At 68.1% G+C, this 12,633-nt stretch carries 12 protein-coding genes; 4 read left to right on the top strand and 8 right to left on the bottom strand.

Annotation, left to right across the window (positions count from 1 at the left end; translation table 11 throughout):
* The 8 genes from alr to rpsF form a co-directional block, all read right to left on the bottom strand.
* On the bottom strand, positions 1–1,065 hold the full coding sequence (alr, locus tag AC3A3G_RS02115; protein ID WP_487487429.1) for an alanine racemase: 1,065 nt from the start codon (positions 1,063–1,065) through the stop codon (positions 1–3).
* A gap of 178 nt (positions 1,066–1,243) precedes the next feature.
* Positions 1,244–2,746 (bottom strand): replicative DNA helicase, encoded by a 1,503-nt coding sequence (locus AC3A3G_RS02110; protein ID WP_200215857.1) that lies wholly within the window; start codon positions 2,744–2,746, stop codon positions 1,244–1,246.
* 119 nt (positions 2,747–2,865) lie between these two features.
* Positions 2,866–3,267, bottom strand: a complete 402-nt coding sequence (locus AC3A3G_RS02105) for a hypothetical protein (protein ID WP_200166803.1) — start codon at positions 3,265–3,267, stop codon at positions 2,866–2,868.
* Positions 3,268–3,317: 50 nt separating this feature from the next.
* A complete protein-coding gene (locus AC3A3G_RS02100) occupies positions 3,318–3,695 on the bottom strand; it encodes a hypothetical protein (protein WP_200166805.1) in 378 nt (125 codons plus the stop codon).
* A gap of 183 nt (positions 3,696–3,878) precedes the next feature.
* On the bottom strand, positions 3,879–6,287 hold the full coding sequence (locus AC3A3G_RS02095; RefSeq protein ID WP_200215858.1) for a TonB-dependent receptor plug domain-containing protein: 2,409 nt from the start codon (positions 6,285–6,287) through the stop codon (positions 3,879–3,881).
* Between the two features lie 410 nt (positions 6,288–6,697).
* Positions 6,698–7,282, bottom strand: coding sequence for a 50S ribosomal protein L9 (rplI, locus tag AC3A3G_RS02090; protein ID WP_125899765.1), 585 nt, complete (start codon positions 7,280–7,282; stop codon positions 6,698–6,700).
* 1 nt (position 7,283) lies between these two features.
* The gene (gene rpsR / locus AC3A3G_RS02085; RefSeq protein ID WP_003167100.1) at positions 7,284–7,559 is read right to left on the bottom strand and encodes a 30S ribosomal protein S18; all 276 of its coding nucleotides are present in this window, start codon (positions 7,557–7,559) and stop codon (positions 7,284–7,286) included.
* An 11-nt stretch (positions 7,560–7,570) separates the two neighbouring features.
* Positions 7,571–7,948: a 30S ribosomal protein S6 gene (gene rpsF / locus AC3A3G_RS02080; RefSeq protein ID WP_087139219.1), complete on the bottom strand. Its 378-nt coding sequence runs from the start codon at positions 7,946–7,948 to the stop codon at positions 7,571–7,573.
* Positions 7,949–8,193: 245 nt separating this feature from the next.
* On the opposite strand from rpsF, the gene AC3A3G_RS02075 reads away from it, so the two are divergent.
* The 4 genes from AC3A3G_RS02075 (at position 8,194) to fabD (ending at position 12,578) form a co-directional block, all read left to right on the top strand.
* Positions 8,194–9,477: an Nramp family divalent metal transporter gene (locus AC3A3G_RS02075; RefSeq protein ID WP_487487428.1), complete on the top strand. Its 1,284-nt coding sequence runs from the start codon at positions 8,194–8,196 to the stop codon at positions 9,475–9,477.
* 101 nt (positions 9,478–9,578) lie between these two features.
* Positions 9,579–11,009: a purple acid phosphatase family protein gene (locus tag AC3A3G_RS02070; RefSeq protein WP_368923907.1), complete on the top strand. Its 1,431-nt coding sequence runs from the start codon at positions 9,579–9,581 to the stop codon at positions 11,007–11,009.
* Between the two features lie 77 nt (positions 11,010–11,086).
* Positions 11,087–11,455 (top strand): hypothetical protein, encoded by a 369-nt coding sequence (locus tag AC3A3G_RS02065; RefSeq protein ID WP_200215860.1) that lies wholly within the window; start codon positions 11,087–11,089, stop codon positions 11,453–11,455.
* A 178-nt stretch (positions 11,456–11,633) separates the two neighbouring features.
* On the top strand, positions 11,634–12,578 hold the full coding sequence (gene fabD / locus AC3A3G_RS02060) for an ACP S-malonyltransferase (protein ID WP_200215862.1): 945 nt from the start codon (positions 11,634–11,636) through the stop codon (positions 12,576–12,578).
* Positions 12,579–12,633: the final 55 nt, after the last annotated feature.

Raw genomic sequence — 12,633 nt, 5'->3', positions numbered from 1 at the left:
TCAGCTCTTTGCTGTTCGGCCCTGATAGACGCGCGGCACGCGCGGCGTGATCGAGGTCAGTAGCTCATAGCTGATGGTGCCCGCCGCCGCCGCCGCGTCGTCGATCAGGCGATTGGCGCCGAAGATCTCGACCGGATCGCCCGCCTTGACGTCGAGGCCGGTCACATCGACCGCCAGCACGTCCATCGACACCCGGCCGATGATGGGCCGCATCTCGCCCGCGATGAAAAGCTGCCCCTTGGGGCTGTAGGAGCGCAGCACGCCGTCGGCGTAGCCCGCGCCGCAGGTGGCCACGCGCATCGGCCGCTCCGCCTTATACCCTTGCGAATAGCCGACGGTTTCGCCTGCGGGCACGTCGCGCACCTGCACTGCCTGGGCGATCAGGCTGGCGACGGGCGCGATCTTATCATGTGGGCGGCCTTCCGGCCCGCCGCCGTAGAGGCAGATGCCCGGACGCACCACGTCGAAGGCGAAGTCCGGCCCCAGGAAGCAGCCCCCCGAGTTGGCGAAGGAGCGCGTCACGCCCGGATAGCGGGCCGCCGCCGCCGCATAGGCGTCGCGCTGGGCCCGGTTCAGCGGGTTCGACGGTTCGTCGGCGCAGGCCAGATGGGTCATCACCAGTTCGAGGCCCTCGAACGGTTCGGGCGCGTCCTCGACGCGGAAGCCCAGCCGGTTCATGCCGGTGTCGATCTGAAGCCCGCAAGCCCCGCCGCCCGCCGCCTGCCAGGTCTGAAGCTGGGTCGGGTGGTTGATGACGGGCCGCAGGTTCGAGGCCTTGAGCATGGCCGCCCCGTCGCCGTGGCAGCCGTCCAGAATATAGATGACCGGCTCGGGCCCGATCGCCTCGCGTAGGCGCACGCCCTCGGCCGCGCGGGCGACGAAGAAGGTGCGCGCGCCTTCGGCCATCAGGCGCCGGGTCACGGCGGCGGCGCCCAGGCCGTAGCCGTCGGCCTTCACGACCGGATTGACCGGCGCGCCGCTGACGGCGCCCAGGGTGCGATAGTTGCGGGCGAGCGCGTCCAGATCGACGTTGAGGACGGCGGGAGCGAGGACGGGGGAGGTCATGGCGACGGTTATAGGCCGCTGTTCAGGCGGCGCTAGCCTTTGCGCGACCATCCGCCCCTTCTATCGCCGTCATGCCCGGACTTGATCCGGGCATCCAGCAGACGCAGCCGGGGATGCGTCAGGCGTCGGCGCGGCTGGATCGTCGGGTCAAGCCCGACGATGACGGCAGGGGGCGTTCCTACTCCGGAATATCCGCATAGGCGCCGCCGTAGCGGCCGTCGTGGGCCAGGTTGCCGAAGCGGGTGGTGTTGGAATCGAACGCCAACTTGACGATGCCGATGGGACCGTGGCGCTGCTTGCCGATGACCACCTCGGCCTGATGCTGCAGGCGGTCCATGTCTTCCTGCCACTTCAGGTGTTCTTCGGTGCCTTCGCGCGGCTCGGCCCGGCCCAGGTAGTAGCTTTCGCGATAGACGAACATGACGCAGTCGGCGTCCTGCTCGATCGAGCCGGATTCACGCAGGTCGGACAACTGGGGCCGCTTGTCCTCGCGCTGCTCGACCTGACGCGACAGCTGCGACAGGGCGATGATGGGGACGTTCAGCTCCTTGGCCAGCGCCTTCAGGCCGCCGGTGATTTCGGACACTTCCTGCACCCGGTTCTTCTGGCTGTTGTCGCCGGTCGTCACGAGCTGGAGATAGTCGACCACGATCAGGTCCAGGCCGTTCTCCATCCGCTTCAGGCGTCGCGCGCGCGCCGCCAGCTTTGAGATGGACAGGCCGCCGGTGGCGTCGATGTAGAGCGGGCTTTCGCCGATCTCGATGGCGGCGTCGCGGATCTTGCCGAAATCCGAGGCGTCAATCTCGCCCTTTCTCAGCTTGTCCGAGGACACGCCCGACGCATCGGCCAGGATACGCATGGCCAGCTGTTCGGCGCTCATTTCCAGCGAGTAGAAGGCGACGACGCCGCCGTCGACGGTCTTGCGCCCGCCCTCCGGCGTCGGCTCCCAGCGATAGTTGCGCGCCACGTTGAAGGCGATGTTGGTGGCCAGCGCCGTCTTGCCCATCGACGGACGGCCCGCGAGGATCAGAAGGTCCGAGGGGTGCAGGCCGCCCAGCTTCTGGTCCAAATCGTCCAGGCGCGTGGCCAGACCGGCCAGCTTGCCCTCGCGCTGATAGGCCTCGCCCGCCATTTCGACGGCGCCCGACAGGGCGTGGGAGAAGCTGACGAAGCCCGACGACGGCTTGCCCGTCTCGGCCAGGGAGTAGAGGGTTTGCTCGGCCTGTTCGATCTGTTCGTCGGCGGGCGTTTCGGGGTTGGGCGCCTCCTTGATGATCTCGCCGCCGATGCGGATCAGGTCGCGGCGCAGGGCCAGGTCATAGACGACGCGGGCGTAGTCCGGGGCGTTGGCGGCGGGCGGCGCCCGGTCCACCAGATCAGCCAGATAGCGCAGGCCGCCGAACTCCTGAAACGCCGGATCCTGCTTGAATCGCTCCATCAGGATGGTCGGCTCGGCCAGCAGGCCCTGACGGATGTGGTCCTCGATCGCGTCGAACAGGCGCTGGTGGAAGGGCTCGTAGAAATGGCTGCCGCGCAGTCGGTCCGACAGGCGCTCGAACACGGCGTTGTCGAACATCAGCGAGCCCAGGAGGGCCTGCTCCGCCTCCAGGTTGTGGGGCATGGACGACACCTGCACGGCGTCGTTGGCGGAATCGTAGGGCATTGGGGCGAAGGCGTTCATCGACATCATCAATACGCATAGGCGCGCCCTACGTCAGACGCGGGCGGGGTCGTGGTCGTGGACAGTCGCCGACGCCTGTGGACGGGCCGGAAAACCGCTGTCGGATCAGTAGGAGGTCGTCAGGCGCGGCAGGGGTAGCGCTCGGCCATCCAGTCGCGCACGGCCTGGGTGACGGTGATGCGGCGACGCGATTCCGGCATGGTCTCGAAGCGCGCGACCAGAGCCTCGGGCGTGATGCCGGTGCCGGAGGCGGGGATGCAGTGCGCCGGCGTGCGGCCCGCCGAGACGGCCGAGGCCTGCTCGGCCTTCACCGTGCTGACGGCGCCGGTGACGACGCGGATCAGGCGGCGGGTGTCCGGGCGCATCATGGCCACGGCGCGGTTGCGCGGGATGTTCTGGCCGATCGTCAGAAACTGCTGGACGGTCATGTCGGACGACTGGGCCTGGGCCAGAGGCGCGGAGGCGAGCAGCGTCAGGGCGCCTAGCGACGAGGCGAATAGGATGTGAACGGAACGCGACATGGGGGCTAGATGCGCTCGCCTGCGCCGCTGTGCAAGGGTTCAGGAGCCGATCAGGCGGGGCAGGGGTATTCCTCGGCCATCCATTCGCGGACGGCCTGATTGACGCTGATGTTGCGTCGCTGGGCCGGGATGGCGTTGAAGCGATTCAGGATCATGTCGGGCGACAGGCTGATCTTGGCGCCTTCGGGGATGCAGGTCGCGGAGCGCCGTCCTGCGGCCTTGGCGGCGGCCTGATCGTCGCGCACCGCTTTGAAGGCCCCGTTCATCTCATTCATCAGCCGCCGCGTGTCCGACCGCAGCAGCGCCGTGGGATTGCGGGGGATGCGATTGGCGGAGGTCAGGAACTCCTGCACCGTCATGGCGGCGGCCGCGCTGGGCAGGGCGGACAGCGCCAGGGCGGCGACGGCGGCGAATGTGGCGGCTTTCATGGGCTTCCCTCCCGCGAGACGGTGAAGCCTAGCGCGCGGTTCGCGACCGAACCATGACCGGCGAACGTCGTATCACATTAAGTTTTCGTCAGACGCGGCGGCTCCCCGCGGGCCGCCGCGTCTGACGAGGGAGGCGCGCTCAAAGGACAGGGAGGAAGCCCCGATGCGCGCGCTCCAAGCCGATCACCACTTCACGTTCAGGCGGGCGTAACCGTAGCGGCCGTTGAACCCGAACGGCGAGTAGTAGGGGAAGCCCAGTACGCCGTTGTTGTTCAGGTTGGCGGGCACGAAGTCCGGGTACTCGTCGAAGACGTTGTCCACGCCGATGGCCAGGCCGACCCGGTCGGTGATCTGGAAGCGGCCTTCCAGGTCGATGGTGGTCTTGTCGCCGGTCGAATAGTCGTTGGCGGACGTCGAGCCGGGCTGCAGCACGCTGGCGTAATAGGTCGCCCGCGCGGTCGCGCCCCAACGGCCCTGGCTCCAGTCGGCCGAGGCCGCGACCTTGGTGTCCGGCGTGCCTTCCTCGATGGTCAGGATGCGCTGGCGCGCGAACAGGGTCGGGACCGGGTTCAGCACCGAGGAGGAGGTCGGGATCTTGGTCACGCTGACATCGTTGACGTTGGCGGCGACGGTGAAGTCCCAGTCGCCCGCCGCCTCGGTGCGCAGGCGATAGCGGCCGACGATGTCGACGCCTTCGGTCTCGGTCGACACCCCATTGAGGAAGAAGCGCGCAGCCTGGACGCCCAGCGGGTCCAGCAGGCCGGCGACCTGGGGCGAGAAGCTGCGGTTGATCAGTTCCGACAGGACGATCTGGTTCTCGATCTCAATGCGATAGGCGTCGATCGTCAGGTCGAAATTCCCCAGACGGATCACGGCGCCCAGGGTGTAGTTGGTCGAGGTCTCGGCCTTAAGCGGGCGGGCGCCCAGGACCGAGGCGACCTCGCTGGTGGCGGGGAAGGTGCCGGTTTCGACGAAGCCGCCGTTCTGGACGACCGAGGAGGTCGAGGTGAAGAAGCTCTGCTGCAGCGACGGGGCGCGGAAGCCGGTGGAAACCGAGCCGCGCAGGGCGAAGTTCGGATTGAAGTCGTAGCGGGCGGCGAACTTGCCCGTCTGGGCGTCGCCGAAGTCGGAATAGTCCTCGACGCGCAGCGCGCCCTCGACCGTCAGCTTCTCGGTCAGCGGGATTTCGACGTCGGCGTACAGGGCCACGGCGTCGCGGTCTTCATCGACCGCGTTCGAGGGCTGGAAGCCGGGGAAGCCCTGGGCACCGCCAGCCAGGGCGGTGTTCGATCCCAGCGGGCCGCGGTTCCACGATTCCGGCTGACCGGCGTCGATCTTGTAGTTCTCCTTGCGGGCCTCCAGACCCCAGGCGAAGTTCAACGGGCCGCCGTCCAGGCCGATCTCGAACTGACGGGTGAAGTCGGCGCCGAAGACCAGCTGGTCATAGGTCAGGCCGCCGGAATCGAAGCTGGTCAGGGAGTTGGCGCCATAGGTGGCGTTCAGCGAATCCTCAGCGCGGAATTCCAGGGCGTTGCGGCCATAGACCAGGCTGAAGTCCGCGTCCCATCCGGCCAGCGTCCCGCGCACGCCGCCGGCGGCGGAAACGTCCTGGGAGTTGATGGCGATCTTGGGCAGGAAGCCGTTAGGATAGATGGACGGCACGTTGTTGGGGTTGTCCGACAGGCGCGGGAAGGCGGCCGAGGCGCTGTCGCGCTCCTGATAGCCGGCCCAGCCGTAGGCCTCCCAATCGGCGTTCAGCGGCTTGCCCGCATTGGCGAAGACGCTCCACTGCTCGACCTTGGGATCGCCGAAGCGGGCGGTGATCGCGCCGTTGGCGGCGGCGCGCGGATCGTAGTCCGAACGGTTGGTCGGGTCGCGGTCGGAATATTCCGCCGACAGGGTCAGGAAGCCGTCCGAGCCCAGGCTGAAGCCCTGCCAGGCCGAGACGGTGACGGCGCGGCCGTCCTCTTCATCCCGCTCGCCGCGGGCAGTCTCTACGCTGGTGAAGTACTGGCCGTAGGTGACGCTGGCGCCGCCGCCCTCGCGGGCTTCCTTGAGGCGCAGGTTGACGACCCCGGCGATGGCGTCCGAGCCGTATTGCGCCGAGGCGCCGTCGCGCAGCACCTCGACCCGGTCCAGGGCGCCGCTGGGGATGGCGTTCAGATCGACGGCGGCCGAGCCGCGCCCGACCGTGCCGTTGACGTTGACCAGGGCCGAGGCGTGACGGCGCGTGCCGTTGACCAGCACCAGGGTCTGGTCCGGCGACAGGCCGCGAAGAGTGGCGGGACGGATCGAGTCCGTGCCGTCGTTGGCCGAGGGCCGCTGGAAGGTCAGGGACGGCACCGTCTGGGCCAAGGCGGCGGCGAACTCGGTCGTGCCGCGGTTCTGCAGGGCCTCGGCCGTCACCACGTCGACGGGGGCCAGGGTGTCCAGGCGCGAGCGGGCCGGGGCGCGGGTGCCCGTCACCACGATGTCGTCGACCGAGGTCGCGTCGTCAGGAACAGTTTGGGCCAAGGCGGCGCCGGCGATCAGCAGGGCGGCGCCGGATACGGCGGCCAGAAGGGCGGGGCGGCGGGGGAAGCGGGAGGTCATCTCGAGAGGTCGTCTTTTCTGATTGGACGCGCGTCAGGGCTCGCCGTCGCGGGAGGGCGAACGCCGGCTGCGTCTGGAAACGGAAGTCTGGAAGCGGATGGAAACCACGGACCGGCGGCGGACCGGTCGGAGGGGGTGGCTTCAGGGTCGCTGGCACGGACATCGCGCCGGTCGGATCACCGGGCGATGCAGTCGGGCGTAAAGGCCGGGGCGCATCATTATCTCCTGCCCGTCAACGGTGACGAGCCATGGCGATATTGCGGTGCGAAAGCGGCGACGCCTATCGAGATTATGTGTGGAGATGTTTAGGAAAGCTAAAGTGTGAGCGGAACAAGGGGGGTATTCAGCCCAAGAAAAAGGGGCGCTTCCTTGCGGAAACGCCCCTCGATCATCTCGCCGAAGCGACAGGATCAGGCTTCGTCGCCGAAGCCTTCCTGTTGGCCGGCGCCGCCTTCCAGCAGCTCCTGAGCGGCCTGGTCGGCGGCGTTACGCTCGTCGTCGAACTGAGCGCGGATCACGTCCTCGCCCTTCGCCTGACGCTCAGCTTCGTCGGCCGAACGGGCGATGTTGATCTTGACGGTGGCCGAGACCTCGGGGTGCAGGCGAACCAGCACTTCGTGGACGCCCAGCGTCTTGATCGCCGTGTTCAGCACGACCTGCGAGCGCTCGACCTTGCCGCCTTCGGCGCGAACGGCCTCAGCGACGTCGCGACCGGCGACCGAGCCGTACAGCTGGCCGGTTTCACCGGCCTGACGGATCATGACGTAGCTCTGACCGTCGATCTTGTCGGCGATCTTCTGAGCTTCAGCCTTGTTCTTGTCGTTGCGGGCCTCAATGGCGACGCGCTCGATTTCGAAGGCTTTCAGATTGGCTTCCGTGGCCCGACGCGCCTTGTCGCGCGGCAGGAGGAAGTTACGGGCGAAGCCGTCCTTGACGGTGACGACGTCGCCGATGGCGCCGAGGTTCTCGACGCGTTCCAGCAGAACGACCTTCATCTTACTTCACCACGTACGGCAGGAGGGCCAGGTAGCGGGCGCGCTTGATGGCCTTGGCCAGTTCGCGTTGCTTCTTGGCGGAAACGGCGGTGATGCGCGAAGGCACGATCTTGCCGCGTTCGGAGACGTAACGCTGCAGCAGCTTCACGTCCTTGTAGTCGATCTTCGGCGCGTTGGCGCCCGAGAACGGGCAGACCTTGCGGCGACGATAGAAGGGGCGACGGGCCGGGCCGGAGCCGGCCGGAGCGCCCGGGATGGGGGCAGTCGTATCGGTCATGATCCGGTTCCTTATTCCGAAGCCGCGGCGTCGTCGGTGCGCGGGCCGCTGCGGTCACGTTCGCGTTCGCGGCGAGCCAGCAGGGGCGACAGCTCCAGGTCGAGTTCCTCGACGCGGATGGTCAGCCAGCGCAGCACGTCTTCGTTGATCGACAGCTGACGCTCGACTTCGGCCATGGCGGCCGGCGGGCAATCAACGGCCATCAGCGAATAGTGAGCCTTGCGGTTCTTCTTGACCCGGTAGGTCAGGTTGCGCAGACCCCAGTACTCGATCTTGGCGACGGAGCCGCCGCCTTCTTCGATCAGAGCCTTGATGGTGTCGTTCAGCGCTTCGGCCTGTTGCGCCGAGATATCCTGGCGCGTCATGACCGTGTGCTCGTAAAGAGCCATGCGGCATTCTCCCTTGGCGGACATCGGCGCGGGCGAACCGGGTAGTTCGTCCACGATGGCTCCTGACGCGGCGGACGGGAGTTTCCCGACCCTTTGACATTCCGCAGCAGGACCGAAGCCCTGGAAAGGGCGCGCCTATACGGGAAAAACCCCGGCAGGGCAAGGCGCGGCGGCCTTTACGCCGGCGATTGGCAGGGGCGGCGAAGCGCGGCACGGTTGGGGATCACGCAACCGGAGCCTTCAGCATGACGCAAACGCCGACGCCGAGGAACCGCTGGTCGCTGATCGGGCCGGGAATCGTGGTGGCCGCGACCGGGGTGGGGGCGGGCGATCTGGTCGCCACCCTGATCGCCGGATCGCGCTTCGGCTACGCCCTGCTGTGGGCCGCCGTCGTCGGGACCGTGCTGAAGATCGCCCTGGCCGAGGCCGTGGGCCGGTGGACCCTGTCCAGCGAGCGGACGATGTTCGAAGGCTGGTCCAGCCTGGGGCGTTCTCGTTTGGGAGGCGGCTGGCTGGACGGGCGGCTGAACTGGGCCGGGCTCTATTTCGGCGTCTATGTGGTGGTGTGGGGCTTCGTCTATGGGGCGGCGGCCATGACCTCGACGGCGCTGCCGCTGGCGGCGCTGTTCCCCGTGCTGGATCTCAAGGCCTGGGGGATGTTGAGCGGGGTCGCCGGGCTGATCTTCGTCTGGTTCGGCGGCTACGGCCTGTTCGAGAAGGTGATGACGGCCTGCGTCGGGGTGATGTTCGTCACCGTCGTCGGCCTGGCCGTGATCGTCACGCCGAACCTGCCTGAACTGCTGACCGGCCTGTGGCCGAGCCTGCCGGAAGGATCCGTCTTCTACACCCTGGGCCTGATCGGCGGGGTGGGCGGCACCATCACCATGGCGGCCTACGGCTACTGGCTGAACGCCAAGGGCTGGAAGGGGCCGGGCTGGATGGCGGTCATGCGGCTGGACAATCGGGTGGCCTATATCGTCACCGGCGTCTTCGTGGTCGCCATGCTGATCGTCGGGGCCGAGCTGCTCTATAGCGCGGGCATCGCCTTGCAGGGCGGGGACCGGGGCCTGCTGGATCTGGACCAGGTGCTGCGCGAGCGGTTCGGGCGGACGATCTCCATCCTGTTCCTGGTCGGCTTCTGGGCCACCAGCTTCTCAAGCCTGCTGGGCGTGTGGCAGGGCGTCAGCCTCATGTTCGCCGACTTCACGGCCCATGTGCGCGGCCGCTCCAACGATCCCAAGGCGCGCGGCGACAAGAGCCGGGCGTTCCGCGCCTACGCCCTGTGGCTGACCTTCCCGCCGATGCTGCTGCTGTTCATGGATCGGCCGTTCGGGCTGATTGTCGCATATGGGGTGTTGGGCAGCCTGTTCATGCCCTTCCTGGCCGGGACGCTTCTGTGGCTGCTGAACAGCGCCCGGACGCCGCAGGAATGGCGCAGCGGCTGGATTTCCAACCTGTTGCTGGGGGCGGCGGCCCTGCTGTTCGCGGTGCTGGCGGGCAAGGAGCTGCTGGGCCTGATCCCGTCGTAGGCGGCCTATTCCTCGCAGGAGTTTCACAAAAGCCCCGGCGAACCGTCGCATTGGGCCGCTAGGCCTCGCCCTCGACCATATCGGTTCGGGGAAACATCGTCATGAAGCTGTCCGTCGCTTGTCTGGCCGCATCCGTCCTGCTGGCCGCCGCGCCTTCGATGGCTCAGGTCGTCGCGCCGCCGGACCCCGATCAGCCGCCGCCGCCGCTGCACGCGCCGAACGGCCGCTGGGCCGCCAAGGGCTGGGCCGACCGCATCGTGCTGAGCCCGGCCGCCGACGCCGCGCGCGGCGCCGCCGTCGCCTGGCGCACCGATGCGCGCCAGACCGCCGCCGAGGCCCAGATCGCCGAGGAGATCGACGGCCCCCTGCTGGGCTTCGCCGCCCGCACCGTGGCCGGGACCACGGCGCCGATCGAGAACGAGAACGGCCGCGCCCTCTATCATCAGGCGCGCTTCGACGGGCTGAAGCCGGACACGCGCTATGTCTATCGCGTGCGCGCCGCCGACGGCTGGAGCGAGTGGCTGCCGTTCCGCACGGCCAAGGCCGAGTTCGCGCCCTTCCGCTTCATCTATCTGGGGGACACCCAGAACGACATTCTGGAGATCGGTTCGCGCGTGATCCGCTCGGCCTTCAAGGAGGCGGGACCGGCGGCCCTGGTCGTCCACGCAGGCGATCTGGTGGCCCAACGCGAGGTCAAGGTTCACGACGACGAGTGGGGCGAATGGACCGAGGCCGGCGGGCGCGCCTTCGCCATGACGCCGCAGCTGCCCGCCAGCGGCAACCACGAGTACGTCGACCACATCCTGCCGAACGGCGAGGAATCGCGCGTCCTGGGCCCGCACTGGCCGCTGCAGTTCGCCCTGCCGAACAACGGCGCCGAGGGGGCCAAGGCGACCAGCTATTACGTCGACTATCAGGGCGTGCGCTTCATCGTGCTGGACGGCACGGCGGCGATCGACCTGGGCGCAGGGGAAAGCCAGACGCGTTGGCTGGACAAGGTGCTGGCCGAAAGCCCGGCGCGCTGGAACGTCGCCCTGTTCCACCAGCCGATCTACACCTGCGCCCGGCCTGAAGACACCGAAGCGCTGAAGGCCGCGTGGAAGCCGATCTTCGACGCCCGCAACATCGATCTGGTGCTGCAGGGGCATGACCATTGCTACGGCCGCGTCTCCAACCCCGCCGGGGCCGAGGCGTCGCGCGCCGACAGCGCGGCGGGCCGTCCGCAAGGGCCGGTCTATGTCGTCTCTGTCACGGGCTCCAAGATGTACGGGCTGAATGACAGGGCGGACACGCAGCCCGTGCGCGCGGCCGAAAACACCGAGCTGTATCAGCTGATCGACGTCGAGGCGGATCGCCTGTCGTTCCGCGCCTTCACGGCGACGGGCGGGCTGTATGACGCCTTCACGCTGGAGCGGCAGGCCGATGGGACCAAGCGGTTGATCGAGACGCAGGACACCCTGCTGGCCCTGCGTCGCTGCAACGGCGCGGCGGGGCCGGACGACCGCCCCTGCACGGCGGAAATCAAGGACTAACTGGGAACTTCGGCGCGAACAGCGGCATTGGCTTGATCAACGGCGACGCCAGTCGCCTCAATGTTCAAGGGGGATTTATGCGTATCACCATCCTGGCCAGCATGGCCGCCTTCGTCGCCCTGGCCGCCTGCGGCGACGCCGCCCAAAGTCAGTACGATCAAGGTCGCTCTCCTGGCGGAGCCTACAAGGTCACGATGATGGACGGGACTGTAGCCGACGTCGATCTGAAGGCCGACGGCTCCTTCACCATGTCGGAACCCGGCGGTCCGGTGGCGCGTGAAGGCACGTGGCGTCGCGCCGACGGGCAGTTCTGCCTGAATGATACGGCGCGCCCGCGCGAGGTCTGCATGGATGAAGCGCCTGTGGGCGACAATGGCGGCTTCGATCTCAGCGGGCGAGGCAAGGTGGTGATGCAGTTCCGTCCCATGGCGGCTGCAAGCCGCTGATTGAGATAGAGCGCCCGGCCTGAGCCGTGTCCTGTCGGCCTCAGCGCCTTGCAGCCAAGTACTGAATCCCGGCGCCCGCCGGGATGAGCGGGGGTGAAACGGCGGCGTTCTTCTTGCCGTAGGGGAGGGATTCGCCTACCCCTCGCGGCTTGATTCAACGGATGACGGACGATCCCGGATGAGCCTCGCGCTTCTCTTTCCCGGTCAGGGCAGCCAGTCGGTCGGCATGGGCTTCGCCCTGTCTGACGCCTTCGCCAGCGCGCGCGAGGTCTTCGCCGAGGTGGACGACGCCCTGAACCAGAAGCTGTTCGAGCTGATGCGCGAAGGGCCGGAAGATCAGCTGACCCTGACCGAGAACGCCCAGCCCGCCCTGATGGCCGTGTCGGTCGCCACGGCGCGGGTGCTGAAGGTCGAGTTCGGCGTCGACCTGGCGCGCGCCGCCTTCGTCGCTGGTCACTCGCTGGGCGAATATTCGGCCCTGGCGGCGGCGGGCGCGATCAGCCTGTCGGACACTGCGCGCCTGCTGAAGCTGCGCGGTCAGGCCATGCAGCGCGCCGTGCCGGTGGGCAAGGGCGCGATGGCCTCGCTGATCGGTCCCAAGACCGATCTGGCGCTGGCTGAAGAGGCCGCCAAGGCCGGTTCGGCGGCGGGCGTCTGTGTCGTCGCCAACGACAACAACAAGGGCAACGTCGTCATCTCGGGCGACAAGGCCGCCGTGGATCTGGCTATCGAGAAGGCCAAGGAACTGGGCGCGCGCGCCATTCCGCTGAACGTCTCGGCGCCTTTCCACTGTCCGCTGATGCAGCCCGCCGCCGATGAAATGGCCGCCGCTCTGGCGGACGCCAAGATCATCGCGCCCGTCGTGCCGGTGGTCGCCAACGTCACCGCCCGCCCGGAAACCGACGCCGAGGTCATCCGCCGCCTGCTGGTCGAGCAGGTCACGGGCCGTGTGCGCTGGCGCGAGAGCATGGAGTGGATGGCCTCTGAAGGCGGCGTGACCCGCTTCGTCGAAGTCGGCTCGGGCAAGGTGCTGACCGGCATGGCCAAGCGCATCGCCCCCGACGCCGAGGCTCTGGCGCTGAACACGGCCGAAGAGCTGGAAGCCTTCGCGAAAAGCCTTTGATCCTTCTCCCCTTGCGGGAGAAGGTGGCTGGCGCAGCCAGACGGATGAGGGGTCG

It is taken from the genome of Brevundimonas sp. Soil_N_31 (assembly GCF_057655995.1).
This window is presented reverse-complemented; position numbering and strand designations above follow the sequence as displayed.

Excerpts from the sequence above, each read along its gene's own strand:
- AC3A3G_RS02065 (WP_200215860.1), top strand. The coding sequence starts at position 11,087 with ATGCGTATCACCATCCTGGCCAGCATGGCCGCCTTCGTCGCCCTGGCC.
- rplI (WP_125899765.1), bottom strand. The coding sequence starts at position 7,282 with ATGAAGGTCGTTCTGCTGGAACGCGTCGAGAACCTCGGCGCCATCGGC.
- AC3A3G_RS02095 (WP_200215858.1), bottom strand. The coding sequence starts at position 6,287 with ATGACCTCCCGCTTCCCCCGCCGCCCCGCCCTTCTGGCCGCCGTATCC.
- alr (WP_487487429.1), bottom strand. The coding sequence starts at position 1,065 with ATGACCTCCCCCGTCCTCGCTCCCGCCGTCCTCAACGTCGATCTGGAC.
- AC3A3G_RS02075 (WP_487487428.1), top strand. The coding sequence starts at position 8,194 with ATGACGCAAACGCCGACGCCGAGGAACCGCTGGTCGCTGATCGGGCCG.
- fabD (WP_200215862.1), top strand. The coding sequence starts at position 11,634 with ATGAGCCTCGCGCTTCTCTTTCCCGGTCAGGGCAGCCAGTCGGTCGGC.
- AC3A3G_RS02100 (WP_200166805.1), bottom strand. The coding sequence starts at position 3,695 with ATGAAAGCCGCCACATTCGCCGCCGTCGCCGCCCTGGCGCTGTCCGCC.
- AC3A3G_RS02070 (WP_368923907.1), top strand. The coding sequence starts at position 9,579 with ATGAAGCTGTCCGTCGCTTGTCTGGCCGCATCCGTCCTGCTGGCCGCC.
- AC3A3G_RS02110 (WP_200215857.1), bottom strand. The coding sequence starts at position 2,746 with ATGAACGCCTTCGCCCCAATGCCCTACGATTCCGCCAACGACGCCGTG.
- rpsR (WP_003167100.1), bottom strand. The coding sequence starts at position 7,559 with ATGACCGATACGACTGCCCCCATCCCGGGCGCTCCGGCCGGCTCCGGC.
- rpsF (WP_087139219.1), bottom strand. The coding sequence starts at position 7,948 with ATGGCTCTTTACGAGCACACGGTCATGACGCGCCAGGATATCTCGGCG.
- AC3A3G_RS02105 (WP_200166803.1), bottom strand. The coding sequence starts at position 3,267 with ATGTCGCGTTCCGTTCACATCCTATTCGCCTCGTCGCTAGGCGCCCTG.